The sequence below is a fragment of the Mesorhizobium sp. M0491 genome (assembly GCF_040321265.1).
Taxonomy (GTDB): Bacteria; Pseudomonadota; Alphaproteobacteria; order Rhizobiales; family Rhizobiaceae; genus Mesorhizobium.
This window is the reverse complement of the sequence record NZ_JAMYRE010000004.1, coordinates 258347-284576: the sequence shown is the minus strand read 5'-3', so window position 1 is coordinate 284576 and position 26230 is coordinate 258347. Positions and strand designations below refer to the sequence as shown.

The 26230-nt window shown below is 59.0% G+C and carries 21 protein-coding genes, 2 pseudogenes and 1 riboswitch; of the genes and pseudogenes, 14 read left to right on the top strand and 9 right to left on the bottom strand.

Going from position 1 to position 26230, the window contains the following annotated elements:
* Positions 1 to 94 precede the first annotated feature (94 nt).
* The 7 genes and pseudogenes from NKI69_RS07000 to metE all read left to right on the top strand — a co-directional run.
* Positions 95 to 397: pseudogene (locus tag NKI69_RS07000) on the top strand (recombinase family protein); the annotation flags it as partial.
* Positions 398 to 634: 237 nt separating this feature from the next.
* The gene (locus NKI69_RS06995; protein ID WP_352720656.1) at positions 635 to 991 is read left to right on the top strand and encodes an ArsR/SmtB family transcription factor; all 357 of its coding nucleotides are present in this window, start codon (positions 635 to 637) and stop codon (positions 989 to 991) included.
* A gap of 28 nt (positions 992 to 1019) precedes the next feature.
* On the top strand, positions 1020 to 2357 hold the full coding sequence (gene glyA, locus NKI69_RS06990) for a serine hydroxymethyltransferase (RefSeq protein WP_352583645.1): 1338 nt from the start codon (positions 1020 to 1022) through the stop codon (positions 2355 to 2357).
* A gap of 53 nt (positions 2358 to 2410) precedes the next feature.
* Complete coding sequence (gene metK / locus NKI69_RS06985) at positions 2411 to 3583, top strand: methionine adenosyltransferase (protein ID WP_023812683.1); 1173 nt, start codon at positions 2411 to 2413, stop codon at positions 3581 to 3583.
* Between the two features lie 49 nt (positions 3584 to 3632).
* Positions 3633 to 4625, top strand: coding sequence for an adenosine kinase (locus NKI69_RS06980; protein WP_352720654.1), 993 nt, complete (start codon positions 3633 to 3635; stop codon positions 4623 to 4625).
* A gap of 322 nt (positions 4626 to 4947) precedes the next feature.
* On the top strand, positions 4948 to 5445 hold the full coding sequence (locus tag NKI69_RS06975) for a trehalose-6-phosphate synthase (RefSeq protein WP_352720652.1): 498 nt from the start codon (positions 4948 to 4950) through the stop codon (positions 5443 to 5445).
* Between the two features lie 771 nt (positions 5446 to 6216).
* Positions 6217 to 6418: riboswitch (cobalamin riboswitch) on the top strand.
* A 95-nt stretch (positions 6419 to 6513) separates the two neighbouring features.
* On the top strand, positions 6514 to 8865 hold the full coding sequence (gene metE / locus NKI69_RS06970) for a 5-methyltetrahydropteroyltriglutamate--homocysteine S-methyltransferase (protein WP_352720649.1): 2352 nt from the start codon (positions 6514 to 6516) through the stop codon (positions 8863 to 8865).
* A gap of 443 nt (positions 8866 to 9308) precedes the next feature.
* On the opposite strand, the gene NKI69_RS06965 is transcribed toward metE, so the two are convergent.
* Positions 9309 to 10364 carry a cytochrome-c peroxidase gene (locus NKI69_RS06965; protein ID WP_352720647.1) on the bottom strand — a complete coding sequence of 352 codons (1056 nt, stop codon included), beginning with the start codon at positions 10362 to 10364 and terminating at the stop codon, positions 9309 to 9311.
* Positions 10365 to 11324: 960 nt separating this feature from the next.
* Here NKI69_RS06965 and NKI69_RS06960 point away from each other — a divergent pair.
* A complete protein-coding gene (locus tag NKI69_RS06960; RefSeq protein WP_352720646.1) occupies positions 11325 to 11678 on the top strand; it encodes a hypothetical protein in 354 nt (117 codons plus the stop codon).
* Between the two features lie 137 nt (positions 11679 to 11815).
* Here the strand turns inward: NKI69_RS06960 and NKI69_RS06955 are convergent, their stop codons facing one another.
* Positions 11816 to 12820: a glycosyltransferase family 10 domain-containing protein gene (locus NKI69_RS06955; RefSeq protein ID WP_352720644.1), complete on the bottom strand. Its 1005-nt coding sequence runs from the start codon at positions 12818 to 12820 to the stop codon at positions 11816 to 11818.
* A gap of 82 nt (positions 12821 to 12902) precedes the next feature.
* A pseudogene (locus tag NKI69_RS33560) lies at positions 12903 to 13576 on the bottom strand (ISL3 family transposase); the annotation flags it as partial.
* 399 nt (positions 13577 to 13975) lie between these two features.
* Here NKI69_RS33560 and NKI69_RS06945 point away from each other — a divergent pair.
* Positions 13976 to 14446, top strand: a complete 471-nt coding sequence (locus NKI69_RS06945; RefSeq protein WP_023783325.1) for a Ros/MucR family transcriptional regulator — start codon at positions 13976 to 13978, stop codon at positions 14444 to 14446.
* Positions 14447 to 14665: 219 nt separating this feature from the next.
* Here the strand turns inward: NKI69_RS06945 and NKI69_RS06940 are convergent, their stop codons facing one another.
* Positions 14666 to 14878 (bottom strand): cold-shock protein, encoded by a 213-nt coding sequence (locus NKI69_RS06940; protein WP_023679670.1) that lies wholly within the window; start codon positions 14876 to 14878, stop codon positions 14666 to 14668.
* A gap of 345 nt (positions 14879 to 15223) precedes the next feature.
* Between NKI69_RS06940 and NKI69_RS06935 the strand changes: the two genes are divergently transcribed.
* The 4 genes from NKI69_RS06935 (at position 15224) to NKI69_RS06925 (ending at position 18829) form a co-directional block, all read left to right on the top strand.
* The gene (locus tag NKI69_RS06935; protein ID WP_352720642.1) at positions 15224 to 15478 is read left to right on the top strand and encodes a hypothetical protein; all 255 of its coding nucleotides are present in this window, start codon (positions 15224 to 15226) and stop codon (positions 15476 to 15478) included.
* A 1039-nt stretch (positions 15479 to 16517) separates the two neighbouring features.
* Positions 16518 to 17015 carry an insulinase family protein gene (locus NKI69_RS06930; protein ID WP_502900153.1) on the top strand — a complete coding sequence of 166 codons (498 nt, stop codon included), beginning with the start codon at positions 16518 to 16520 and terminating at the stop codon, positions 17013 to 17015.
* Between the two features lie 54 nt (positions 17016 to 17069).
* Positions 17070 to 17261 (top strand): hypothetical protein, encoded by a 192-nt coding sequence (locus tag NKI69_RS33555; protein WP_502900152.1) that lies wholly within the window; start codon positions 17070 to 17072, stop codon positions 17259 to 17261.
* A gap of 110 nt (positions 17262 to 17371) precedes the next feature.
* Entirely contained in the window at positions 17372 to 18829 is a 1458-nt protein-coding gene (locus tag NKI69_RS06925) for an NAD-dependent succinate-semialdehyde dehydrogenase (RefSeq protein WP_352720750.1), read from the top strand.
* A 777-nt stretch (positions 18830 to 19606) separates the two neighbouring features.
* On the opposite strand, the gene NKI69_RS06920 is transcribed toward NKI69_RS06925, so the two are convergent.
* The 4 genes from NKI69_RS06920 to NKI69_RS06905 all read right to left on the bottom strand — a co-directional run bounded on the left by NKI69_RS06920 (position 19607) and on the right by NKI69_RS06905 (position 24872).
* Positions 19607 to 21610, bottom strand: coding sequence for a class I tRNA ligase family protein (locus NKI69_RS06920; protein WP_352720640.1), 2004 nt, complete (start codon positions 21608 to 21610; stop codon positions 19607 to 19609).
* A gap of 338 nt (positions 21611 to 21948) precedes the next feature.
* On the bottom strand, positions 21949 to 22728 hold the full coding sequence (locus NKI69_RS06915; RefSeq protein WP_352720638.1) for a phytanoyl-CoA dioxygenase family protein: 780 nt from the start codon (positions 22726 to 22728) through the stop codon (positions 21949 to 21951).
* 444 nt (positions 22729 to 23172) lie between these two features.
* A complete protein-coding gene (locus NKI69_RS06910; protein WP_352720636.1) occupies positions 23173 to 24477 on the bottom strand; it encodes a lysine N(6)-hydroxylase/L-ornithine N(5)-oxygenase family protein in 1305 nt (434 codons plus the stop codon).
* A 245-nt stretch (positions 24478 to 24722) separates the two neighbouring features.
* Entirely contained in the window at positions 24723 to 24872 is a 150-nt protein-coding gene (locus NKI69_RS06905) for an iron-sulfur cluster assembly accessory protein (RefSeq protein ID WP_352720634.1), read from the bottom strand.
* 235 nt (positions 24873 to 25107) lie between these two features.
* Here NKI69_RS06905 and NKI69_RS06900 point away from each other — a divergent pair, with 235 nt between their 5' ends.
* Positions 25108 to 25458 carry a hypothetical protein gene (locus NKI69_RS06900; RefSeq protein WP_352720632.1) on the top strand — a complete coding sequence of 117 codons (351 nt, stop codon included), beginning with the start codon at positions 25108 to 25110 and terminating at the stop codon, positions 25456 to 25458.
* A gap of 191 nt (positions 25459 to 25649) precedes the next feature.
* Here the strand turns inward: NKI69_RS06900 and NKI69_RS06895 are convergent, their stop codons facing one another.
* The gene (locus NKI69_RS06895) at positions 25650 to 26006 is read right to left on the bottom strand and encodes a hypothetical protein (RefSeq protein WP_023736366.1); all 357 of its coding nucleotides are present in this window, start codon (positions 26004 to 26006) and stop codon (positions 25650 to 25652) included.
* Between the last annotated feature and the right edge of the window lie 224 nt (positions 26007 to 26230).

The following is a 26230-nucleotide window of genomic DNA, read 5'->3' as shown; positions in this document are numbered from 1 at the left end:
AAGCCGAAACGGATAGCCAAACGCGAGACCGCGTCCCGGAGTAAGGGGCCGCCTCATGAAGGTCGCGCTTGGCGCTCGTTAGTCAACTGGCAAACACCGAGACGCCTCGATCGAGGATCAGTTGCGGCTCTGCTGCTTGCGTGCTGAAAAGCAAGGCTGGACAGTCGTCGACAGCAATACCCACCGCGCGATCTGCGGCGCGTCGCTGTTGCGTCCCGGCCTTCAGGAGCTGATCAGCGATGCGATGGAGGGCAAATTCCTGATCGTGCTCGCAGAGGCGATGGATCGCCTGACGATGACCGCTGCAAACCGGGAGCAGGCCAGGCTGGGCAAACGTTACAGATCCTTCAAGGAAATTCATAGACTCTTAGCAACTCCGGCTTGCTGTGAATGGTAGGCTTATTGCAACGTCTGAGGTCAGTGGTTCCAAACCGTGGCCCCGCTTGTCTTCGACTCGCCGAACTGCCTGCAATTTCGGCTAAAGGCAAGAAGAGCGCCCATTTGTTTGTTCGACACAGGATATCGACGGTCGTCACGGCCACCGAGATTTGTCCGGTCGTTGGACAACCTTCGAAATCTGCAGCTTCTGTGGAGAACGCGAAATGAGAAATTCGGTAGGACTTGGTCCTGAGCCATGATGACACTGGTTAGTCGCCTACGCATGGCAGCGCATCCAGACCGCCTTCGAATCCTGGGCCTTTGTGCGCATGCGGACCTAACTGTCTGCGAGCTAGCGGAGATTCTGGGCGTGTGTCGAGAGCGGGTTGCGCGACACGTCCGGCTGCTCGCCAGAGCCGACTTTCTTTGCTGCAACGAACAGCCTCCGTGGCGCTCGTACCATCTCAACGCAGGATCCAACGACGGCGGGCTGGTTCAATTATTGGTCGATCTCCTGCCCCATCGCGACGGCTATCATAAACAGGACCTGCAGCGGCTCGAAGCGGTACGAGACACGTGGCCGAAGGGGACCGCGTGCTTGATCGTGAAATAGGTCAATCCAATTGGAGCGCGAAGCTACCATGGACAACTCCGCAGACGGTGCGATCGCACAGCCCGACACCCACGGGCGGTCTTCCTTGGCCGCGGTTGATTGCCGCGTTCACGAGCTGCTTCTGAGACAGGAGCGGCAGGAGCGGACGACCCTCAAGCTCATCGCCTCAGAGAACTTTGCGTCCTCGGCCGTGCTGGAAGCGAACGGCTCGATTTTCACGAACAAGTACGCCGAGGGGTACCCCGGTGCGCGCTACTACGCTGGAAACGAGATCGTTGATGAGCTTGAGAATCTAGCCATTGAGCGCCTGAAATCACTATTTGGCAGCGAGCATGCCAACGTCCAGCCTTATTCCGGCTCGCCGGCCAACCAGGCTGTCTATCGTGCGCTTTTGAGTCCCGGTGACAAAGTCATGGGCTTGCCCCTTCCGGAAGGGGGCCATCTGACTCATGGTTGGGCCATCAACTTTTCCGGTACTGACTATCAACGCGTGCCCTATGGGTTGGATGAAACGACACAGCAGATTGACTATGACCGCTTGCGCGAGACAGCCAAGCGGGAACGGCCGCGGCTCATTTGGGTCGGCGGAACTGCTTACCCGCGTGTCTTTGACTACGCGGCAATGGCAGAAATTGCCCTGGAAGCGAACTCCTATCTCGTAGCCGACATTGCGCACATCAGCGGCCTGATTGCCGCGGGAGCGCACCCGAATCCCGTGGGCCATTGCGACGTGGTCAGCAGCACGTCCCACAAGTCGATCCGCGGTCCCCGCGGTGGCTTCATTTTGTCAAGGAACGAAGATCGCTATCAGGCCCTGTATCATACAAAGAGCAAATACAATCTCGCCAGACGAATAGACCGGGCGGTCTTCCCTCACCTGCAAGGCGGGCCTCACATGAATGCCATCGCTGCGCTAGCGGTTGCCTTGCACGAAGCCGCGAACCCGTCCTTCCGAAGCTACGGCCAACAGACGGTCAAGAACGCCAAGGCTCTGGCACATGCACTGCTTGAGCGAGGTCATGACCTGGTGACCGGGGGGACGGACAATCACATGCTGATCCTTGATCTTCGCAATCGGCCACTATCGGGCAAGGCCTATGCCGAGCGACTAGCAAAGGCAGGAATCATCACAAACTTTAATATGGTGCCTGGCGACCCGCGGGATCCGGCGGTCACAAGCGGAATTCGCCTGGGGGCACCAGCAGTGACGTCAATGGGCATGCGCGATGTGGAAATGGAGCAAATTGCTGGCTTCATTGACTCCGTCCTCCAGCGGCCAGACGACGAAGATCTCCATGCCTGCGTGCGAAGAGACGTTGCCGACTTGTGCGCTGCGTTCGAGGTCCCGGGCATCTCCGACAAGTAAGGTGGGCCAAGCAAAATGCCCATACCACATCCAACACCCGAAGCGAGGTATTCATGGCTAGGCAGTTCGTGTTCTCTTCCGAATCGGTTGGCGCGGGGCACCCGGATAAGTTGGCCGACAACATCTCGGATGCCATCCTCGACGCCATCCTCCGCACAGATCCCAAGGCGCGCGTCGCCTGTGAAGCGTTGGTAAAATCAGGGATAGTCGTTCTGGCTGGCGAGATTACCAGCGATGCCCAGGTGGATTACAGCCAAGTTGCGCGCGATACGATTCTCGACATTGGGTACGACGACGAGGCCGTCGGCTTCGACGGCCGGCGTTGCTCCGTCGTCCATGCCCTCACCGAGCAGTCGCCCGACATCAGCCAAGGCGTTGACGAGGGAAGAGGGCAAGACCTCCAGCAGGGAGCGGGAGATCAGGGCCTCATGTTCGGCTACGCATGCCGCGAAACCGATACCCTGATGCCTTTGCCGATCCAGCTCGCTCATCGCTTGACGAAACGGCAGGCGTATGTCCGGAAGGCACAGCTTGGCTGGTTGCGTCCTGACATGAAATCCCAAGTCTCAGTGCGCTATGAGGGGTTGCGCCCGGTCGCCCTGGATACCATCGTCGTGTCGACGCAACATGACGAGCAGGTCTCGCAAGAGACTGTCCGCGAGGGCGTCATTGAGGAAATCATAAAGCCTGTCCTGCCGACCCACCTGGAGACGGAAGGCATCAGAATTCTGGTCAACCCGACGGGGCGGTTCGTAGTCGGCGGGCCGCGCGGCGACTGCGGTCTCACTGGACGCAAGATCATCGTCGATTCCTATGGCGGGATGGGTCGTCATGGCGGCGGCGCCTTCTCGGGCAAGGACCCGTCCAAGGTTGACCGCTCGGCTGCCTATGCGGCCCGCTATGTCGCAAAGAACATCGTCGCCAGCGGACTTGCGGACGTGTGCGAGGTGCAGCTTGCTTACGCAATCGGCGTGGCCAGTCCGGTTTCCGTCATGGTCAACACGTTCGGGACAGCCAGGGTTGAGGAAAGCAGGATCGAGCGCCTCATTCTTGAGTTGTTCGATCTCAGACCGAAAGGCATTATCAAGATGCTTGATCTCTTGCGCCCTATATACCGCAATACAGCCACCTATGGCCATTTCGGCCGTGAAGAGCCTGATTTCACCTGGGAGAAGACAGACAGGGCGGACGAATTGCGTCGCGAGGCAGGACTAGCCGCCCCGTGAAGCCGCCGGCGAGCGAATTGGCAAGCGGAAAGCCCAAGCGGAGACATTGATGCCGGATTATGACGTGCTTTGCATCGGCAATGCCATTGTCGACATCATCGCCCAGTGCGACGACGCTTTTCTGGTGACCAACGGCATCATCAAGGGTGCCATGAACCTCATCGATACCAAGCGCGCCGAGCTGCTCTACAGCCACATGGGGCCGGCGATCGAGGCCTCCGGTGGCAGCGCCGGCAACACGGCGGCCGGCGTCGCCAGCTTCGGCGGCCGCGCCGCCTTCTTCGGCAAGGTGTCCAACGATGCGCTGGGCGAAATCTATGCGCACGACATCCATGCGCAGGGCGTTGCCTTCGACACCAGGCCGCTCGAGGGCGAGCCGCCGACGGCGCGCTCGATGATCTTCGTCACCCCGGACGGCGAGCGCTCGATGAACACCTATCTCGGCGCCTGCGTCGAGCTTGGGCCTCAGGATGTCGAAGCAGACAAGGCGTCTGGCGCCAAGGTCACCTATTTCGAGGGCTATCTGTGGGACCCGCCGCGCGCCAAGGAGGCGATCCGGCAGACGGCGAAGCTCGCGCACGAGGCCGGGCGCGAAGTCTCCATGACACTGTCGGATTCGTTTTGCGTTGACCGCTACCGCGACGAGTTCCTCGATCTGATGCGCTCGGGCACGGTCGACATCGTCTTTGCCAACAGCGACGAGATCAAGTCGCTCTACCAGACCTCGTCCTTCGACGAAGCGGTGGCGCAGATCCGCAAGGACTGCAAGATCGCCGCCGTCACACGCTCGGAAAAAGGCTCGGTTATCGTGCGCGGCGACGAGACCGTGGTCATCCATGCGACCGCCATCAAGGAGCTGGTCGACACGACGGGCGCCGGCGATCTCTACGCCGCCGGTTTCCTGCATGGCTACACGCAGGGCCGCGACCTCAAGACCTGCGGCGACCTTGGCTCGCTGGCGGCCGGACTGGTGATCCAGCAGATCGGCCCAAGGCCAAGGCAGAATTTGCGCCGCGAGGCGGAACGGGCTGGGTTGCTGTAGATGCGCGGGCAACTAACCAGCCGCCCTACTGACGCGATCATCGCAGTGGCGGAACTGTGTCAAAGCTCGCTGATAGCGACAGCCATTCGCTTCGGAGAACTGACCGATTCTGCTGCCGTGAAGCTCGCTGGAAGAGCGGTGCAAGGCGGGCTTGCCTTGACGGCATTCACCGTCATCGAGATCGCCACCGGCATTTTCCAGAAGCTCAGCTTGGGGAAGGCCAGTAAGGTTCCTGAGGTAACGGAGAACTCGCGGCGTCTGTCGGAGCACTTGACTTGCGATCACGTCCCACGATGCCGAATGCGGGCAGACTGGTTCGCCATTGGTATGGGACCAGCGGAATTGGCAGCAGGGCTTCATCTTCGAAGTCGAGCCGCAACGTGTCTCGCTCTTGCAAATCGCAACTCCCTCACGTGGCGACATCCAAGCGTACAGCGAATATCGGCGCGACGTCGAAAGACTCGTCAATCAAGTCAACAACCGGCATGGCACGGACGAGTGGATGCCGATTATCTATGAGAACAGGTCGTTCACCCAAGCTGAGATAGCGGGTCTTTACAGAGCCGCGCGTGTTTGCGTTGTGACGCCGTTGCGCGATGGCATGAATCTTGTGGCGAAAGAATACATTGCTGCACAAGATCCGAGCGACCCTGGCGTTCTGGTGTTATCGAAGTTTGCCGGCGCGGCCGAAGACTTCGGCGAGGACGCCCTGCTGGTAAATCCGAGGCTCTCCGACGAGATAGCTACCGCGATCTCAAGAGCGGCCAGCATGCCGCGCGAGAACGCATCCAACGCGGCGGAGGATGATGGACAGACTTGAAGCGTATACGATCCACCATTGGTCAGCGGACTTCGTTCGGCAACTGGACAGCAGCCGGGTTACGGTCCCTGCGGATCACTTCCACTATGTTGGCTTGGGCTGGATCAGCGAGGCCCAAATGCCTTCGTATCGGACCGAGCCAGAATTGCACACCGCGCTGACGCGTGCACTGGATAAAAACTGGGTCCTGCCGATCGTATGATGCAGAATATGAAGCACGCGAGCTTTGCCTGCATTTGCGCATCCCTCAATGCCGAGCGCTTGGAGAGAGAGATACTTATCCTGACCGCCTGAATGCGGCTTAAGCGGCTTATCGGGACCACAGTCGGGCTTTGCATCAGACCCTTGAGCCAGGCTCCAGTCAGTGTGGTCTCTTGCCGCCGAGCGGAGTCATCACGATTGCCTAGTCACCCGTGATGACGACTGGCGTGCCAATTCCCCTCGGACCACGGTTTGGCGCTCACTCCGAGAAAACCGCTTCTACCACGCACGCACGGCTTGCGGCCGCATCGTTAAACATCGCCACCAATGCGATCTTCTGCATTCTAATGACGTTGTCACGCGCTTGAAGTCTTGTCCGAAATCCTTCATCGGCGACCTGCGAGGTATGTCGCAGCCCGACAGGGATCCATTAGTTGGACAATGGTGGCAGCGGAGCAGCGCCGCCAATGGGCGACTGAATATTTCACAATGTTAGACAAGCGTAAAAGCGAAATCACATAACGACATAAACATTTCGTTATGCGTCATTGACAAAAGAGCGGACTGCTGTGATTGTCTGCGTGTCGTGGTTCTCGCGTGCGGCGCTGCCGCAGCGGAGCTAAGAGGGAAGCCGGTGCAATGCCGGCGCTGCCCCCGCAACTGTTAGCGGCGAGCCAACCCCACTCATGTCACTGAGGCGAATACCCTCAGGAAGACGGGTAGAGGCTATGACCCCGCGAGCCAGGAGACCTGCCACGGCGAATTACGTCCACGGGCGGGGTGTCTCGGTGGCCGCTGCAAGCCGGCGTTCGTGCCGGCCTGCTAGCGCCTTCCTTGTCATCGGCGCCCCAACCATCGGGGTATGACATGACTGACTCTCAGGAAATTCCTGTAGCAACGCTCGGCGTGCCGCGCTTCGGTCGTCGGCGAGAACTGAAATTCGCGCTTGAAAGCTACTGGTCCGGAACATCGTCCGCTGGCGACCTTCTCACGACGTCGAAGGCGCTCCGTGCCGCTAGCTGGGAAGAGCAGCGCGATCGCGGCGTGTCGAAAATCCCGTCGAACGACTTCTCGCTTTACGACCATGTGCTCGACACCGCAGCCATGGTCGGGGCCGTTCCATCCCGTTACGGCTGGAATAGCGGCGAGGTCCCACTTGACATCTACTTCGCAATGGCGCGCGGCAACCAGGGTCAGACGGAGGATTGTGGACACGCTGGTCACCAGGAGGAGGCTCATGGACCTGGTGTAACCGCGATGGAAATGACCAAGTGGTTTGACACCAACTACCACTACATTGTGCCGGAACTCGATGATGATCAGACGTTCGCCCTCTCGTCATCGAAGCCGGTCGATTACTTCCTCGAGGCTAAAGCTCTCGGCATTCACACACGCCCAGTCATCCTTGGACCCATCACCTTCCTCAAGCTGGCGAAATCGCCTGCCGAGGGGTTCGGTCCCATCGCGCTCCTACCGCGGCTGCTGCCCGTTTACGAGCAAGTCCTGCAGAAGCTGAAGCTGTCGGGAGCCGACTGGGTGCAGATCGATGAGCCAGCGCTTGTCCTCGATCTGAACCCGAACGAACGAGCTGCGTTCGAATTCGCCTATGGCCAGCTGTCGAAAGCCGCGCCCGAGCTGAAGATCATGCTGGCTACGTATTTCGGGTCGCTGGGAGACAATCTCGAAACCGCGGTTTCTCTGCCCCTGGCCGGGCTGCATATTGATCTCGTGCGCGCTCCCGAGCAGCTGGAAACGGTGGGTCGGCTCGCTCCGAAGGATCTGGTGCTCTCGCTTGGCTTGATCGATGGCCGCAACGTCTGGCGTGCGAACCTGCCCGCCATTCTCGACCGCATCAAACCGATCGTCGCCGGCTGGCCCTTGGACCGCGTCGAGATCGCGCCTTCTTGCTCGATGCTGCATGTGCCGATTGATCTGCGCATGGAGACGGAACTCGACGCCGACATCAGGTCGTGGCTCGCCTTCGCGGCCCAGAAGACCGACGAGCTGGTCTTGCTGGCCCGGGCCCTGTCCCAAGGCAGGGATGCGGTGGCAGGCGCGTTGAAAGCGTCTGCCGAGGCTGCCGCCACGCGCGTGACATCCACGAGGATCCATGACCCGCTTGTTCAGGGGCGGATCGCTAGCATTGAGGACAGCGCGAAGCGACGAGAGAGCGCTTTTGGCGAGCGCTCCAGAGTCCAAGCCGGCTCACTCGGGCTGCCGCCGTTCCCGACGACGACCATCGGGTCCTTCCCGCAGACGCCGCAGGTACGCAAGGCGCGGGCCGCTCATGCGAAGGGTCAGCTGAGCTATGTCGACTATGAGACGTTCCTGAAGAAGGAGATCGAGGCTGCAATTCGCTGGCAGGAAGAGATCGGGCTGGACGTGCTGGTGCACGGTGAGTTCGAGCGAAACGACATGGTACAGCATTTCGGCGAGCAGTTGTCCGGCTTCGCGCTCACCCAGCATGCCTGGGTACAAAGCTATGGGTCGCGCTACGTGCGTCCCCCCATCATTTTCGGCGACGTATCGAGGCGCAATCCGATGACAGTGCGCTGGTGGCAATTCGCCCAGTCGCTTACGGAAAAGCCCGTGAAGGGAATGCTCACAGGCCCAGTCACCATTCTCAACTGGTCTTTTGTTCGCGACGACGTACCCCGCTCCGAAGCCTGCCGCCAGATCGCGCTCGCCATCCGCGACGAAGTGACGGATCTCGAAAGATCCGGCGCAAGGATGGTCCAGATCGATGAGGCCGCGTTTCGCGAAGGATTGCCACTGCGCCAATCTGACTGGAAAGTCTATCTCGACTGGGCTGTCGAATGTTTCCGGATCGCTTCAACGGGTGTAAAGGACGCGACTCAAATTCATACCCACATGTGCTATTCGGAGTTCAACGAGATCATTCACGCGATTGCTGGAATGGATGCGGATGTCATTTCGATTGAGACGTCGCGCTCGAAGATGGAACTGTTGGACGCCTTCACGAGCTCCAAATTTCCGAACGAAATCGGTCCCGGCGTCTATGATATTCACTCACCACGCGTCCCGGAAGTCGGCGAGATTTCGGACTTAGTCATGCTTGCCCGCGAGCGACTGTCCGACGGCCAACTGTGGATAAACCCGGACTGTGGCCTCAAAACACGCAAATGGGAGGAGGTCCGCCCTGCCCTCATGAACATGGTCGCTGCGGCGCGCGCGCTCCGGCAGAAAGTGCAGGCGTGAGGCTTCTCTTCCTCACCGTGTGGGGAGTTGCCGGCTGGCGGACGTCGGCCGGGAATATGCCAACCCGATCACACTCTTGGAATAAGCCACTCGGCGAAAATGTGCAATTTTCCTTCGGCACGTGTCCTCATCGCGCAGAAATATAAATGTGACACTACGCTATAGTATTGGTCCTTGGGAACATACAGGCCCCGCGCCTCGAACAAATCGTACACACGTCGTTTCTCAAAGTAGACTGCTTGGCACGTTCGCTCAGGCGGCGACAATATATGGTGCTGCGCGTCTGTCCGCTTCCCCAGCTGATTCGCGCAGACTACGGGCGAAGTGGCAGGTTTCGGGTATTGCTAGCCTCCCGCCAATTCGGAGATGGATGTGGCAATTCGTGTGGCACAAGTAAAAGCCGCAATCATTTTCGATTACGACGTCCGCAGCCAGTTGGCCCTTTATTTTCCTGAGATCTGCGTTACAGGCCGGGGCGTTGTCGCCGTTTCGGAGGGTAAGATGGGATAGGCGACCTCGGGTGCCTCTCCGGTCAGCGAGTTGAGGAAGGCAACAAGCAGGTCAACTTCTTCGTCCGCCAGTACTACGCCAAGCTGGGTGGTCCCCATGATGGCGACGGCCTGTTTCAGATCCCAAACCTTGCCCGAATGAAAGTATGGCGCGGTGAGTGCAACGTTGCGCAGCGGCGCCACGCGGAAAACATAGTAGTCATCGGCTGCATTGGTGACCGCAAATCGGCCCTTGTCTTTGTCCGGCAGGACCTCGGCGCTGGGCTGTTCCACGAGGCCGAATGGGAAATAGGCTTGCCCACCAACGTTGATGCCGGCATGGCAGGACGAGCAGCCTTTATCCATGAAAAGCGCCAGGCCCTGTTTCTGTTCGGAAGTCATGGCAAGCTCATCACCATTCAGGAAGCTGTCGAACGGGGCCGGTGTGACCAGTGTCGCCTCGAAGGCTTCGATCGCCTTGGCGAAGTTGTCGAAGGTGACCCGATCGGCTTCAGCCGGAAAAGCTGCATCGAACCACTCGACATATTGCGGCATGGACTTGAGCGTGGCGATGAGTTGGTCCGGTGTATTGGCCATTTCGATGCCGGCTTGGACCGGTCCCTTCGCCTGAGCCTTCAGGTCTGCGACACGACCATCCCAGAACTGAGCGATGTTGAAGACAGCGTTCAGTACAGTCGGCGCGTTGCGCTGTCCCTTCTGCCAACCATGGCCGATCGAGGTTTCGTGATTGTCGTCGCCGCCGGTGGCCAGGTTGTGGCACGAGTTGCACGACAAGACGCCTGACGCCGAGACGCGTGGATCGAAGAACAGTGCCTTGCCGAGAGCGATCTTTTCCGGGGTGATCGGGTTGTTGGCGACTGTCGGCGTGGTGGATGGCAAAGCCCTGAAGGTGGCCAATGCCGTATCTCTGAGGTCGGTGGGGATCGAATCCGCAGCAAAGGCGGTGGGTGCCAGCAAGGTGACAGCCATCGTTCTGAATAGGATTTTCATAAATGGTCTTCCTGCGTCGTGCACGCAGCCACTATGCGATCTGCGGCTCATGAACGCCCTGAGCTAGATCAGTTGAGGGAGAGGATCGGGGTCTGGCACCTGTTTTCGCGGCTGAGCTGGGACCCTCTTGGAAGTGATCGCTCTTCTCGATTGGACTTCAGGGAGGAGGAGTATCCCTGCTCGGCAACCGTTTGTATGCATCAAAGCACGCCCTGAGGGCGGCTTCGTAGATTCGGTCACTGCGATCTTCCCGCCATCGTTGAGAAAGTCGATAGCATCCGCAAGAATGGCAATCTCTTGCACGATGTGCGCTGCACGCCTTGCGAAAAGTGAGCTTCTGAAACCTCAGGGTTCATTCGTTCCTCCTGACCGGCTGATTGCGTGAATCGACGTTGTCGACACCCGCCGACTGCACATTGTGATGTCACCAGCGATGGCGGTTTCAATACCTAAGCAGCGACGGTCTATGCGACAGTATGGATGTCCTATCGGAATAGCCGGTCCGCCTTGTCGATCGTCACACCGGCATATAGCTCCGCTTCTACGAACATCCCATCACGCGAGGAAAGACATGGCCAATACGCGCAGTATCGCCAATCTAGCCCTTGTGCCGGCGCGGCGCTTGAGCAGGTCCACCGGCTGTAACTGCCTCACACCTCGATCCACAGATCCTAGGCGATGACCACCTTGTCGTCATCATTTGACGGACGCGGGGCATTGGCCCATAAGCGAGCCACCGCAAACTGTGCGGTTGCCAATGCGTAATGATGTGAATTGGAATGATCTTCGGTTTGCGAAACACGCACGTCCGACGCAGCTTGCGTTGACAGAGGCGGTTTTACGCGCAATAGCACTTCCGCCGGCCTATTTTTGTGGAGTTCAATTGTGGTTCGGCCAAGGGAGCTGGGCGCCGGACCGGCCCCGTGTAAACCTCATCAAAGAGAGAGAGAGAGACCCTGCATGGAAGAATTCTTACCGCGCATCGCCACTGGTGTCGGCATCGGCCCGGCTCTCGCAGAGAAGGGCGTTGGGTTAATGCTGGGTTTCCTGCAAAGTCACGCGGCCGACGGTCCCGTTGCGCGCATGATCGAGGCCATTCCGGGAGCTTCGGAATTAGTAGCGAAGTATCATGGCGACGACCCAGAGGGTGGCGGCCTTATGGGGCTCGGCCAGCAATTAATGAGTGAGGGTCTCAGCATGGCAAAGATCGCCGGCCTCGCCAACGAGACGATCGCCTGCGCCAAGGAACATGCCGGCGACGAACTCGTGGACGAGGTCCTCAATTCCGTTCCCGGCCTTCCCCAGTTCGTCTGATCAGCGGCAGCCGGGGGCGCATGACCTCGTGCGCCCGTGCCGGCCCGTCTGCGCAGCAGGCATTCTCCGCCGAGCGTTCCGTACCGATCTCGCCAGACCACCGACCGCCGGGCACGCCAAGCGAGCGTTGGAGTACTTCATTCGTCTGTTCCAAAATCGACCTCAGGCGAATCGATGTGTATAATTTCCGGCGGTAAGGGTTTATCCTGAACGCTTTCGATGAAGCGCGCGAGATAAGCAAACGTATTATATTTCTCGAGGACCAACCGCTTCGCCTCTCTTATTGCGCCGCGACGTTCCTTCCAGAGGTCTGAGTCGATGATTTCTTGAATTTTTGGGATTACGTTCTTGTCCTCTGGGTCAATCAGAACCATAGAGTCCGAAGGGAAGAACCTCGTGATTGCCGGACTGCCGTAATAGATCGGCATTGTTTCAGCAACGAAGCAGTCCATAAGCTTCTCTGTAAAATAGTAATCAGCACGAGTATTCTCGAACGCTATACTGTAACGGTAAGGTGCGAGTGCGTTCCATTTATCTCCAATCAGCCGAAAACCTCGGCCGAACAGGTCAAAATCGAGCTCCTTTCTCAGCCGTTCCAGAAACGCCAGCCGATATCGATGTCCTTTAAGCAGGGCGATGTCACTGGTAATCCATGAGAGCCGAAGCGGCTTATCCACGACTTCGCTGACCAGAAGTTGGTCATATGTCTTGTTTACAGACCAAGACCGAGTGATAGGTGGAGACAAAACGAATCGGCGCGCTGCATTCTGCCGAGCAGCCAGCTCTGCGTCACACGTCAGGACGATAGTATTTTTCCCCTGCCCTTCATGAAACGCGCGATGAGCTTTCGTCGGCGGTTCGCCGATTGCAAAAATTGTCCTGTTTGGGCTCGCCTCGATATCAACAGGGAGCCCAAAAAGAGAAGCAGAGTTAAAGACGATATGCCAATCGGGCACGAAGGATGTCGTGCGAACAAAAGCGACATTGTTCCAGATTCCACTGCCCTTTGGAGTGAGATGGTGGATCGCATCATCCAAAACGCCCCAAGAATCTAGACATGTAGCAACAATGGGCGCCGGGCGTTCCGTCAACAATTTGGCCGACAAAGAAATTTCACTCCCTTCACTCGTGAAGGTACTCAATCGCCATTCCGGATTGCGGTAACATTGGCCAACATAAACCTTCCGGGACCCGCTGTCGAGGCAATTGTCGCTTTGCACTTGACTAGGTTATTCCTCGCTTTGTGCGGTTATCAGGCCGGCTGAGTGGCAGCATGCGTGCCCTAAGGAGTTCGCAGCCCGCTCTGCCTACATGGTACCTTTGATCGTCTTCAGGCGGTTGATCAGCCCTTCCGCCTGGCCGTTGCTCCACGGTAGTTCAATGGCATCGCGAACGGCGTCAGCGTCACGGCGTAGGACCAGACCGGAACGCGTGATGGCGACGAACCCGGAGTTGACGCCACGTCGATCGAAGTGTCGAGCTCGCCCAATTCACAGGCCCGCAAAATGCCGCGGAAACGCATGGCAAGCCTGCGCATAGTGGCAAACTCATGTGATCCCTGCTTCAGGACGTCGACCTTTGTGGCCTAGGTGATCGTCAGCACATCCCGAGGCTTCGTGCAGAGGGCCGGGGCGACTACCGGCGAGATCACACGGCCGGTCGCGGGATTCCGTATGGGACAGCGTCGCTGGCTGGTTGACGCGTATGATTGAAGCAGGCGACGCACTGTCCTTGCCCGGCCTCTCGGCGCGGCGCCAGCTTGCGAGAAGCCGCTCCAGATTCGAGAAGCTGCCTGTGTCGCAGCGCTGTTCGATATCGTGGAACAGGTGTCGTCCGCAGCGATTGCCGTCTCTCGAGGACCGGCTAAGAAACGCCTCGAAATACAATGATGTCCTTGGTTACCAGCGGCGGTTCCCAGCCCCTTGGAAGAGCGGCTCACCGGGCGATGAACTTACATTTGGCCATGGCCAATGAACGTCCATCGTCCCTGATGCCACCAGCAAGCGATCACGATCCCTCGATTTCACAGTCAAAAGAAGTAATACCGAGACAAAAAAACGGCGCTTAGGCTCAAGACTACTAGCAAGTTCGACGCAAAGTTACAGCCGGGACGCGCCACGCACCTCGGCAGGGTCGCTAACAACGAGTGGCTCAGCGTCACGACGGGAAATATGGCGCATCGATGTCGCTTCTGGACGAGCATTGGCAATAACGCTGTCGAGCATTGTTGCTTTCAGCGGCAACCGGCCCTATGAAGCGACGCTTCGCTGACTATGTTTCACCGCCTGGAGAGTTTCATGACAGAAGAAGCCGGAAAAAACGTCGACACCCTCATTGAGCTTGCCGCCGATGTCGTGTCGGCCTATGTCTCCAACAATCCGATCCCGGTGGGGGATCTCCCTGCCCTCATCGGCCAAGTGCATGCGGCTCTGAGAGCCACGGCCGGAGGTGTCTCTGCGCAAGAGCCGGTTGCCCTTACGCCTGCAGTCCCGATCAGGAAATCGGTGACACCGGACTACATCATCTCCCTTGAGGACGGGAAGAAATTCAAATCGCTAAAGCGCCATCTGTCGACCCACTATGGGCTGACGCCGGATGGATATCGGGCCAAATGGGGCCTGCCGGCAGATTATCCCATGGTCGCGCCGAACTACGCCGCGGCGCGCTCGACATTGGCCAAGACGATGGGGCTCGGCCGCAAACCGAAGGCGCCGGAAGCGCCGGAGCCTGCGCCAACGAAGCGAACCCGCAAGAAGGTCGCGGCTTGATTTCGGCAATCGAGATTCGTTCTGGAGCGTTGCAGCCATCGGCTTAATCTGCGCGTCATATAAAAAGGCGGGGCCAACCCCGCCTTCCTTTCAAACAACTTTGTTTCATGAGGAATTCGCGACGCCTGCAGCAATCTGCTGCCCTCAGTTTTTGCTCGGTCCCATCGAGCGGCCGTGAGGACCTACGTGCCTACTCTTGCCATGACGCAGGAGAAAATTTCAACCAGCTTTGCTGAGGCTGCCAGCGGAGGACTTGCCAGTGCGGCGATCCTGCTCGATCTCATAGTTGATCTTCTGGCCGTCAGCGAGGGTCGAGAGGCCCGCGCGTTCGACAGCGGAAATGTGGACGAAAACATCCGGACCGCCATTGTCGGGCTGGATAAATCCAAACCCCTTGGTGCTGTTGAACCACTTTACCGTTCCAGTCGGCATATACTTGTTCCTTCTTTTACAATGCAACGTGGGCAGGCCATTAGGCCTGTCCGAGTCATAGCCGAGAGTTGGGCGCAGCAAAAAGCGAAAAATTGTTAAGCCCCGATCAGCTGGCGCACTCCTTTGTGGGCGTAGCCGCCAGCAAGCACTGTCCTACACTACCGCTCGAGCGTGGCCGGAAGCGCCCAATTTCTTCCAACGCTCCTCAGCGCCACGTCGATGGCTCGTGTTTGGAGGCACGGGACGTAAGGCCGACCGCTGCTCGTGCCGCAGGTCAAAGGCCGGGTAGTTCACGGAACTGCCTTCGAGCATAACGGCTTGGCAAGCGCATGAAGGAGTTTCGATTTGGATTGTTTCAAGAGGGTCGAGCGGTTGATTGATGCCACCAGCGTGCAAGCGATCGATAGCGCGCGCGTTTTGCTGGACCAATTCAACGGCAAGTCAGAAACAATCTCCCAGGCGATTGACGACTTCCTGCTTGATTTCATGACCTTGCTGTTTGTGGTAGAAGCCACCCGCGAGCAGTTCCACAATCCGGCGAGGCGGTTAGCGCGCATCAGATTGAGCAAGGTCAGGCTGTTACTCACCCGATGCCCTTGACCTAAGCGACCACTCCAGGAGGAATGCGTTTGCAGCTGTGAGGAAGGCGAAAGCTGTTTGGCCGGCAAACCGAGCGCACCAGGCGGTATTTTATGCGCACATGAAATCAATCGCGATCGCTAAATTCTCCTGTTTGGTGCCAGGGACGACGGCAGGCGCGGACAGCTTCCGTGCTGCTGTCCTGCAGCGGCAAATGTGCTGCATGCCCCCATCCGAGGCGAGCTCGACGTTTGTTTCTTGCGTTGACCAAGGTGCCGCGAAAACACTCCCCTTTCCGCAGCAACTCATCACTGTTCGACCGTCTCGCGTCAGGCCATCACGCCAGACGAGACCAACGGCATCGTTTTTCCCGCCCGAGTACGATCTCGTTTCCAGCGCCTCGCGAATGTCGCCACTCGCCGTTTTTTGATCAGGTCCGTCTTCGCGCGCGAGCAGGCTCCGCGGCCGACTTAGATACGCTGCTCACGCCTCTCCCCTTCAGCACCGCCCCGGTCTTACTTTGAGGAGAGCGATCCGCTGGAGCTACCAACATCTCAATTCTGACCGTCAGTGCAGCGGCCTTCGGAGCGCATCGTGTACCCCTTCCCCAGCAGCGCGCCGAATCGTCTTCCAATGAAGAAGATATCTCAGCCGTGCTCGCGTAGCCTTCAGCCCTGTTCGATGGCCCACAATGTCGGATGCACAACATGTCAGACTGACTTGTCCACATGCCTCGAATGTTTTCTGATCTGGCACGGTGCATGCGTGGTCGTCCGCAAGGCGTCGCGGATCAAGGAAAATCCCTCCAATGACCACCTCCCCAAGAACACCGCCGCCGGTCTCCTGGGCCCATCCCAAGATGAGGCTCGAGTGAGCCCTGGCCCCATGATTCATCTGGCTCGGCGCTGCCCGCCGATCCTCCCCACGGGGAGGCGAAGACGCAACGCGTTCATCAAAATGAGGAACAAATCACTTTGCCTCGAACCTTGCCTTTCCAACCGGAGCCATCGATCGCTCCCCCTGGCTGCGCACGGCGTTCACTGCCACCGCCCTGGCCCTGGTGACGACCGCTCCGGCTCTGGCCGCCACCGACGGCGGCAAGATCGCGGATTTCCTGCTCGACTATGGCATGGAAGGATCGACATCCGCGATCACCGCGCGCCAGTCGTCACTCACATGGTACAAGGTCAGCAGCGCCGACGAGCCACCCGGCAAATCCGGACTTGCCCATTTCCTTGAGCGTCTGATCTTCAAGGCGACCACCAACCGCGCCGGCAGCGAGTTCGACCGAGCCGTCTCAGTCAGCGGCGGCTACAATAACGCCCCCAACGCTATGACTAGCTTTGGGCGACATGATTGGCTTCAAGGCCGATCGCATGTTCAACCTCATCCTCAACGACGATATCAAGACCGAGCGAAACGTGATTCTGGAGGAGCGTCGTTGGCGCAGAGAGACGAACCCGCAGGTCTGCTGGACGAGGAGGTCAACGCGACGTTGCGGCCGATCAGCCCTACCGCATTCCGGTCAACGGCTGGATGCAGGAGATGGACAAGCTGAACGGCACCGACGCATTCACGATCCACAACAAATGCTGCCGACCCGAACAACGCCGTGCTGGTGGTGGCCGGCGACGCAGAGCCTGAGACGGTGAAGGCGCTGGCCGCGAAGACCTATGGCAAGGTTGCGCGCGGGCCGGTCCTGCCCCGCGCACCTGACCGGCCGAGCCCGACTAGTAGAACCGCGAGGCATCTTCTAGCGATTTCAGGGTATTCTCCTTTCCACTTGGGTACCGTGGTCTGCTAGCTGTCTGGCCGAGGCCCTATAAGGAACTTGGCATCCGGAATAGACACCGCACTTGCCATATACCCCTGCTGCGTTTGAGGAGGAATCCGGTATTGCCCCTGTGCCTGCCGATGACCCGTCACCTGAGATCCCCTGACCTGTTTCGATCCATTGATCGCCTGCCGACACTTGGCACGCGGATTAGCGAGCGGACATTCGAGGTTCTCAACCCGTCGACCGGCGAAGTGCTGGCAGAACTACCCGACATGGGTGTCGAAGAGACATGCGCTGCGATCGACAAGGCCTATGTCGCGCAGCCTGGATGGGCAGGGTTTGCCGCCCGTGAGCGCAGCGACGTTCTATGGCGATGGTATCAGTTGATCATCGACCACGCCGACGATCTCGCTGCAATTCTCACCGCGGAGATGGGCAAGCCGCTTGCAGAGGCCAAATCGGAGCTATCGCATGCTGCGGCGTATCTGCAATGGTACGCCGAGGAGGCAAATCGCGTCTATGGCGAGACGATCTCCGCACCATCGATGGACCGCCGAATGTTGGTGATCAAGCAGCCCATCGGGGTCGTCGGCACGATAACGCCATGGAATTTCCCAGCCTCGATGGTGGCGCGCAAAATCTCGCCAGCCTTGGCAGCGGGCTGCACGATCGTCCTCAAGCCCGCTGAACAGACGCCGCTCGTGGCTGGAGCAATGTTCGCCCTCGCCCATCAGGCAGGCTTCCCCGAAGGCGTCGTCAACCTGATCTATGCGTCCGAAGGTGACGCGGTCGGCCGCGAACTTTGCACAAATCCCAAGGTCCGCAAGATCAGCTTCACCGGGTCTACGGAGATCGGGCGCCTACTCATGCGCCAGTGCTCGGACCAGATCAAAAAAGTCAGCCTAGAGCTCGGCGGCAATGCACCTTTCATCGTGTTCGATGATGCGGATGTCGATGCCGCAGTTGACGGTGCGATCCAGGCGAAGTACCGCAATGCCGGCCAGACCTGCGTTTCAGCGAACCGCCTTTACGTCCAGTCGGGCGTTCACGACGAGTTCGTCGAGAAATTCGTGGAACGGGCTCGCCAACTTCAAGTTGGTGACGGTTTCGCGCCCGGAGTGGACATCGGACCCCTCATCGACAAGCAGGCTTTGGCCAAGATTGAATCCCATATTGCCGATGCCGTAACTAAAGGCGGCGCAATTCGATGCGGGGGCAAACGCCTCGGCACGAATGGCACGTTTTTCCAACCAACGGTCGTGACCGGTGTCACCAGCGAGATGACCGTCGCGCGAGAAGAGACATTCGGGCCGCTCGCACCGATTATTCGCTTCAAAGATGCGGATCAGGTCGTGCGTGATGCCAATGAAACGATCTACGGCCTCGCGGCCTATTTTTATGCCTCGAACCTGAAGCGTGTCTGGCGTGTCGCCGAGGCCTTGGAATATGGAATGGTCGGGGTAAATACCGGCCGGATGTCTTCGGAAGCGGCGCCGTTCGGTGGGATAAAACAGTCCGGCATCGGTCGTGAGGGATCCCGCCATGGCCTCGAGGACTACCTCGAAATGAAATACCTCTGCATGGGCGGCATCTGAAGCATCGGCTTGCAGGGTTCACAGACGGGTTACCTAGCGAGCGATCTCCAAACATGTGAATTGTAGAATCGCTCCTCGATTGGAACTGAGGGGCGGTCCGCACCCGAGCAAACACGCAACCCTGATGAGCCCCCTAAAATAGCTGGATGTATCTCTCGACGAGACAAGCGTCTGCATTTTCGGCGAAGACGGCGCGCATGCGACGGAGGATACGCTTGCGATTTGGCGGCCCTCGCCGACTATCCTCAGGCGACGGGCTGTCGTTGCGCAGTCTGGTTGGAAGCTTGTGCACCCAAGCCATCGTCAACGCTGATTGAGCAATATCCGGCTTCAGGGGCAGAATTTGGACCTGCTACATTCCGATATCAGTAGCTCAGCTGTTCTTCGGCTGACTGCCGCGCCGGTACACGCTCGGACAGAATCGAAGGACCATCACATTCGCATCCACATTGGTGATCGGCGCACGGTCCAGGGCGCGCCAGGTTGACCAAGCGGGTCGAACCGAATGACAGCCTTGACCGGCTGGAGGACGGAAATCCCGATGCCGAAGAGGTTGGTTCGGCACGAACAGCAAGGGCTGGGAAGCGATCGGCCGAGCGGTCCTTGAAGGGGCGGGCCAGGGTTGTTTGACGACGCGTTGGTTCAGTCTAATCTAGTCTCTGCCATTCAGAGCGGCTTCCCTCGCCTGACAGCGAGTCAAGATATTTGGCATCGTCGGCTTTGATTGCCGCGCAGATCTGGTCGAGATGGGGACAGCTCACTGGTGCACCTTTGGGCTCATAGTGTTTCCTCGTCATCGAGATGAGGATTGCCGGATTTGGCGTAGAACACCAACACGGGTCCGAGATCAAAGCGCGTCCCGGGCGCAAGGCGCTGGACGGACCGGGGCCATGTTTCGGTTGAGGCGCCATCGATGCCTCGCGCCAGCGTTCTGGCGAAGCGGGGCATCAGCGGAGCGAGTGTCGGTGCCAGGATCGCAGCGGCCGTCGTCTGAAGGGCTAGCGAAGTCCGATTGCGGGCGGGATAGAAACGTCGCGCCGCCGCAAAGTCTCGCGCCCCGCGGTAGATCACGCAATCGCGCACGAATTCGCAGACCTGAGTGGCCGCGCGCCGAACCGAGAAGCCTTCGTCCGAATAGGCGCGCTCCATCGCAGCGCGATAGATCTCTATGCGAGCAAAGAAGGCGCGGTCGACCGGGCTCCAGTCGCCTGCATCGGGTACACGGCCGGCAAAATCCTGCTTGATTTCTTGGTTCAACCCATCAAGCCAGTTCAGCCAAATCCCTTGGAACACCTCGTTCTCGGTGCGGCGCAGCGCGTCCAGCGTGAAATCCGTCCGCTCACCTTCCGGGCGTGTCAGGCCCAAATGAAGGCGCACGACGTCGACTGTCTTTGGGCTCAGAACCTCCTTGCCCCAGACCGCATGGCGGCAGCTGGTTGAAAACTTCTTGCCGTCGAGCAGGTAGAACTCGTTGACGTGATAGCGGATGCGTGGCTTCCAGTGGGTGAAGACCTCGGCGTAAAGAGCGGGGTAGAGTAGCGCGTGGTAGAACGAATTGTCGAAGCCGAAGAAATGGACAATCTGCCAGTCGTTGCCGGGCATCTCCGCCTTCCAGTTGCAACCCATCGAGCGGCCAAGCGCCTGGATGTTGTAAAGAAAACCGAAGGCCATCTCCGGCCAGACCCAGATCACTTGCCCCGGGAACCCTTCCGCCGGCAGGCCCCAGTCCGAGGGGTGGGTAATGGGCACTGAAAATTTCCCGCGTCGGCGTACGCGTGCGAAGAGATCCAAGATCCGTAGCGGGACGCCCGACGCCCTTAGATGCCGGTCGATATTGTCGTAGCATTGGTCCATCGCAAGTTCAGCGCGGCGGACGGAGCCGACCAGCGGCGCCTCGGCAGACTGCCGTGATTGGGCTGCACGCAGGTCGTGGCAAAGGTTTGGGGCGCCGCATTCCTCGCAGATGTTGCCACCCGCGGACCCGCCGCAATCGGGGCAGAGGCCGCTAACATCCGGCTCGTAAAGATAACGGCCTGTCACGGCATCGAAAAGCGCAGGGCTCTGGCGTAGATCTATCGCCGTGCTGCTCAGAAGACTGCGGAAACAGGCGGCTTGAAACTCGCCATAACCGTCATCGCCCATTGTGGCTTGGAAGCTGTGGACCTCACAATCGAGAAGTGCAAGCGTGGCGCGAATCTCGTCGGCGTAGTAGCGCGCCACATTTGCAGGCGTCGATTGATCGGCATCGGCGCGTGTCGCGACGTAGCTCTGGTAATCGTCGCTTCCAGTCAGGTGATAGGCCTCGACTCCTTTCATGCGCAGGAAACGAGTATAGACGTCAGCGCCGAAATAGGGGCCAGAAAGATGCCCCAGATGCAGATCGCCATTTGGCGTTGGCGGCGTGGAGAAGACGAAGATTGGCCCGCGTGGAGCCGTGGTCTTCGCAGCGGCATCAAGGGCGGCCTCGCCGTCTCGCCAGTAGACATCGACGAAATCTAGGTCTTTGTTTCCGTCATTGCGCAGCACATGCGCTTCAAAAGGGTGGAACAGAACGACATCGCCCGCCTCGACCGAGATTTCCCCCCGGTCGGTGGTGACCTTGCCCGCACCAGACAGGACCACGAAGGCCTCGATTTCGTCATGCCGATGGGGCTCGGATGTGACGCCGGGCCCAACCTTTCCGAATGAAAACCCCGTGCGAGCGCTGCCCGTTCCAAGCGTGGCCGTGTCGATACCAAACGCCCGCGACAGTTCCGTTCGAGAAAACGTGTATTTGCGCATGACAACCAACTTAAGCTGTTGAAGCAGTGGGACCTTCGGCTGCCAACGCAACAGCCTCCCGTGCAATTCGTGGAGAGAAACGGCAGCCCGACCCGTTGGCGGCCCGGCCAGGATAGTGCAGCTCTGGACCGGGAAGCGAGGCAACCAAAGGGGGGCACTAGTCGGGCTGTAGGCGCACAGAAGACCGCCTGCGACCACCTCCGCAATCCACGTGCCAAAGCGTCGTAACGGGCTGCGGTCGATGCTCCGCGAGCCCGCAAATCAGACGTCCATACCGTCCGCGCATTTTTGAGCGGTCGATCAGTTTCGTGTGCATGCCTCCGCCTGGCTGCGTGAGCTCAATCGCGATAGAAGATGCCATTTGGGGGCTTGAGATTGTCGAGATCGGCCACTTTGCCCTCGGGCGGGTTAAGGGCGCGCTTAAGCACGTTATATTCAGCGCGGGTCGGCCCGCCGGTTGAAGCACGCTGGAACACCAAGTAGAGTGTCCGCCGAGAACGATTGCTTTTGTTCGGTCGTGAGTAGTGCGGTGCGTAATCGTCGAAGATGAAGATGTCGCCAGACTTCCATACTACGGGTTCCCAGGAGAACTTTTCGTCAACTTGAGGGTCGATCACCCCACCGGCATCCATGGGAAACACCCCCTTCTTGTGGTTGCCGGGGCTGAAGAAAAGCCCGCCGTTTTCCTCGTCGGAGTCGTCGATGCCTATGGCAACCACCGCATGGACCATCCGATCCGGGAGTTTGTGTGGAATGTGATAAATGTCCTGATGCGGGAGATAGCCGCCGCTGTCGGGGTAGTGGAAAATCAGCAACTCCTTGAGCCTGCGCGAATCTTCGCCAAGCAACTCCTCGACCGCTGACTTTATGCGCTGATCTTCTAAGAGCAAACGACGCAATGGACCATGGAAGTCGAGAAAATTCTCCATCTTGGAGGTGATCTTTCGATTGTCCGTCGTCTTCTCGAACCACATGAGCCATTTATCATCGCTGACGGCCCAGCGTGACATATCTTCGACAAAGGTAGAGATATCTTCCTGAGCCGCTGGATCGAAGAACCTTTCGAGCCTGACATACCCGTCCTTCTGCCACTTTTCTCTTTGTGCATCAGTCAACATGCGAAAAGCCTCCTGTTGGAAAGGTTTGGTTGGACATGCCAATTAGGGCGGTCGGGCGCTGATCAAGTTGCGGGTCCACGGAGACGGACTCACGTGATGAGGGAGGCGATGCTAAGTGCGGCTCAGCCGGGTCTAGGGGTTCCGCAAACTGGGCCGGATCAATCGCTTCACCCGGTTCAACCACGACACGCATCGCCAACCGGCACCATCCGCTACCTGCCGACCCAGCCATGGCCGCCAAGACCACGGCGGTCTTTCGAGTGAGCGACTTGGTACGGCCTTGGCAACCGTAGGGGAAATGCACGCCCCCAGAGTGATGCGATGCGCCGCTTGGTCGAAGGGCTTGGTCTGTCACGATGATATCGGAGAAGCCTCCGGGGTTCGCCGCAGCGCAGGCGGGCATCATTCCTAGGATGCCACCGCCGATGATCAAACGCATACGAGTCATATTCCACTGCCCATTTCTTCGGCTGCGTGGTCGGGCCAGCTCTCGATCGAGGTATGAGTGATGAAGCCAGGATGCTCGGGGTTCGCGCATGGCGCGCGCCCAAGTAGGCTATCGAGGATGCGACGCGCGCGCCAGGCCAGCAAGCTTAGGTTCGGATCGGCCAGGCCGCGCTGCCCGAGGCTCGCATTTTGTACGAAGATGCGTCTGTCACACGGTCCGTCCCAGCTCACCGAAAAATCCTCGCGAATAGCTAATTCATTGTCGATCTGCTCCAAGCGGCCCATGATCGGTTCCAACAAGCTTGGGACCGCGTTCTCGTAACCGGTGGCCAGGATGACGATGTCAGCCGTGATTTCTTCGACCTCGTCCATGCCATGCTGCAGGGTCAGCCTGTGACCCGGTCCGGCGTTGATGCAGTGCGAGACGGTGCAGCCCGGCCGCAGTGTGATGTCGCATCGGTATGGCTCGAAAAATGCATGGCGGTACAGCGCCTGATAGATCGCGCGCAACGTGCTTTCCGAAATGCCGTCCGAAGCAAGCACGAAACGCCGCAGGAGCAGCTTACGCTGCGACTCGCTCATCGCCGCGAAGCGATCCGAAAAGCAGGGCATGAACAACTCGTTTGTGAACGGGCTGTTGTCCAGAGGCAGATAGTTTTCGCGCTGCGAGACCCAAGTGATCGAGGCAGGCCGCCGTTCGTTCGGCAGGCCGACAAGGTGCAACATCACCTCGGCTCCCGACTGGCCTCCGCCGACCACGCAGACATGCTTTCTCCGCACCTCAGGGTGGATGTGCAGTAAAACCGATGAGTGGAACAGGTTGCGTCCAATCCAGCCCTGAAATTGAGGCGGAATTTGCGCCTGCTTGCCAATGCCGACCACAACGTTTCTGGCGCCGCGAACCGCCTTATCGGTCCGCACCTGAAACTCGCCGTCAAAGCGGATTTCGCGCACTGTCTCGCCGCCGCGCACAAGTGGGTTCCTGTGGAAGACCCAGTTCAGGTATTGTTCGAACTCCACTCTGAGCACGGCTTCGAACTGTGCGTTCAGGAAGTGATACAGACGCCCGTTCTCGTGCAGGAAGTTTACGAAAGTGTAGGCTGATCGCGGATTCACTAGAGTGACCAGGTCCTTGAAGTGGCTGACCTGGAGCTCCGAGGAATCGAATGCGATGCCTGGATGCCAGCGGAAGTCGACCTGCCGATCCAGGAACACTGCCCCTTTCCCAACTTGCTCGTGTATCTGACACGCAAGGCTCAAATTGGACGGGCCAGCACCGATCCCAACGCAAGATGACTCCACCTGCTTCCTCCTATAGCGTCTTCCCACTAGGCGGCTTGTTCGCGGCGAATATCGGCCATAGCCATTAGCCTCCGCTCACGGACTTCGAGCCCCAGTCCCGACGGGGCTTGCGAGAATTTGTCCTGCGCGCTCGGGTCTTCGCATGTAGACCCGCGCATTCCAGCGCGGTGACAATCGACGGGTCATGCCGGCGACGTGGGGCAACGACGTTTGTCCTTTCCGCCCGTCTGGATGCCCCCTCGCCGTCACGCCAGGAGCTTTCCAGGCCCACTAAGGTGTTTGAAGCCGGCGCAATCGCCTGTCTCGACCATGACGCGCCGGCCTTTCGGCGGCTTGATGGCAGGCGAGAGCCCGGTTTTCACTGCGGCGACGGCATTTTCGGTGCGCATGATCATGGACGACGTCTCGCTGATGCGTTCGCAGAGTCCCATGCATGGGCCGTGCCAGAGAAGGAAATTTTATTAAACAATGGGTTGGCGGATTTACGATCCTGTCGGAAATCCGACATTGGGGGGGGGGACGCCTCACTGCGGCGCCCGATTTGCACGTCGATGTCGCCTTTTTCCGATAGCTAATCGGGCACCTTCTGCACCAGAATACTTCTCTTGTGGAGACCAGCACGAAGTCTTCATGAACGGACAGTGCAGAACCTTGCGTCTCTGCCGGACAGAGTACCCGCACGATCGGCATCTGTTCCCCGCCGACCAGCCGACCGCGTGGCAAAGATTGAGAGCGGCGAAGCTTGCGCTAACGGCCACATTTCTCCGGTATTTCAGCGATGCATTCCTGACGCTTCAAGCGGCACTTCGCATTGCGAAGTTCGTGTCCGGCTTCGAAACGCCGATGGCGCCCCTAAGGTGTAATCGTCACGAGATCGCGCTCCAGTTCGGCAATGCGCGCACGCAACCTGCCGAGCCTCTTCCTGACGCAATGCATTTAGCCATCCACGCCCGCGAATCGGTCTTCCTGGCAACACCCTAGAAGCTATGCGGGTTGTGCCACCGAGACGTAATTTCCGGCAAGCCCACGCTCTAAACATCCGCTAATGCAATCTAGAGAAAGCGTTCTTCGGGAAGAAGGCTGACGCTGCTTGGGGGAAAGCACTAGGAACCCTCGGATCTGACGCGTCGCGTCGGCCGATTGCGGCAGCTCCAAAGCGCAGGAACAGGCCGTCAAGCGCCGGGCAGCGTGCCCTTCATCGACATTGCGAAGACATCGAGCAGGATGGCCAGCCCGACGCCGCACGCGGTCAGGATGAGGCCGGCCATGAAGATGCGGTTGGCGCGTTCGTAGATGGGTCGGCGCAACGAACTCATGTCGAGTAGCAGGGACAGCGCCCGCAACTGCAACGTGATGCCGACCAGGATCGGCACAACGGCGAACAGGTCGTAGAGCCGCCATGGCATGGGGTTCGCCGCCCAATGCGTGACGAAGCCGAGCGAAAAGGCAAGCAGAATGCCGACGACGGTGATTGTGCCGTTGCGAAAAATCGTCTCGATCAGCTCTTCCTTCGGATCGTGTTCGTCCAAGCGTCCCTCCTCTCACTCAGCAGTTGCAGGCCTTTGCACGGTCGACGTAGGCTCTCGGGAAATCCCTGTACATCGCCGCCAACGAGTCAAGGGCCGAGGACCGAAGCCGCGAGGTAAACGTTTTTGGTTGCGCGGCCCTCATCACTTCCTCAGGCGCCGTCGGCCTTTGCCGCGAAGTGAACGATGGAAGCGCCGCCTGCCACGGGTGCTGCGCTCAGAGCGGC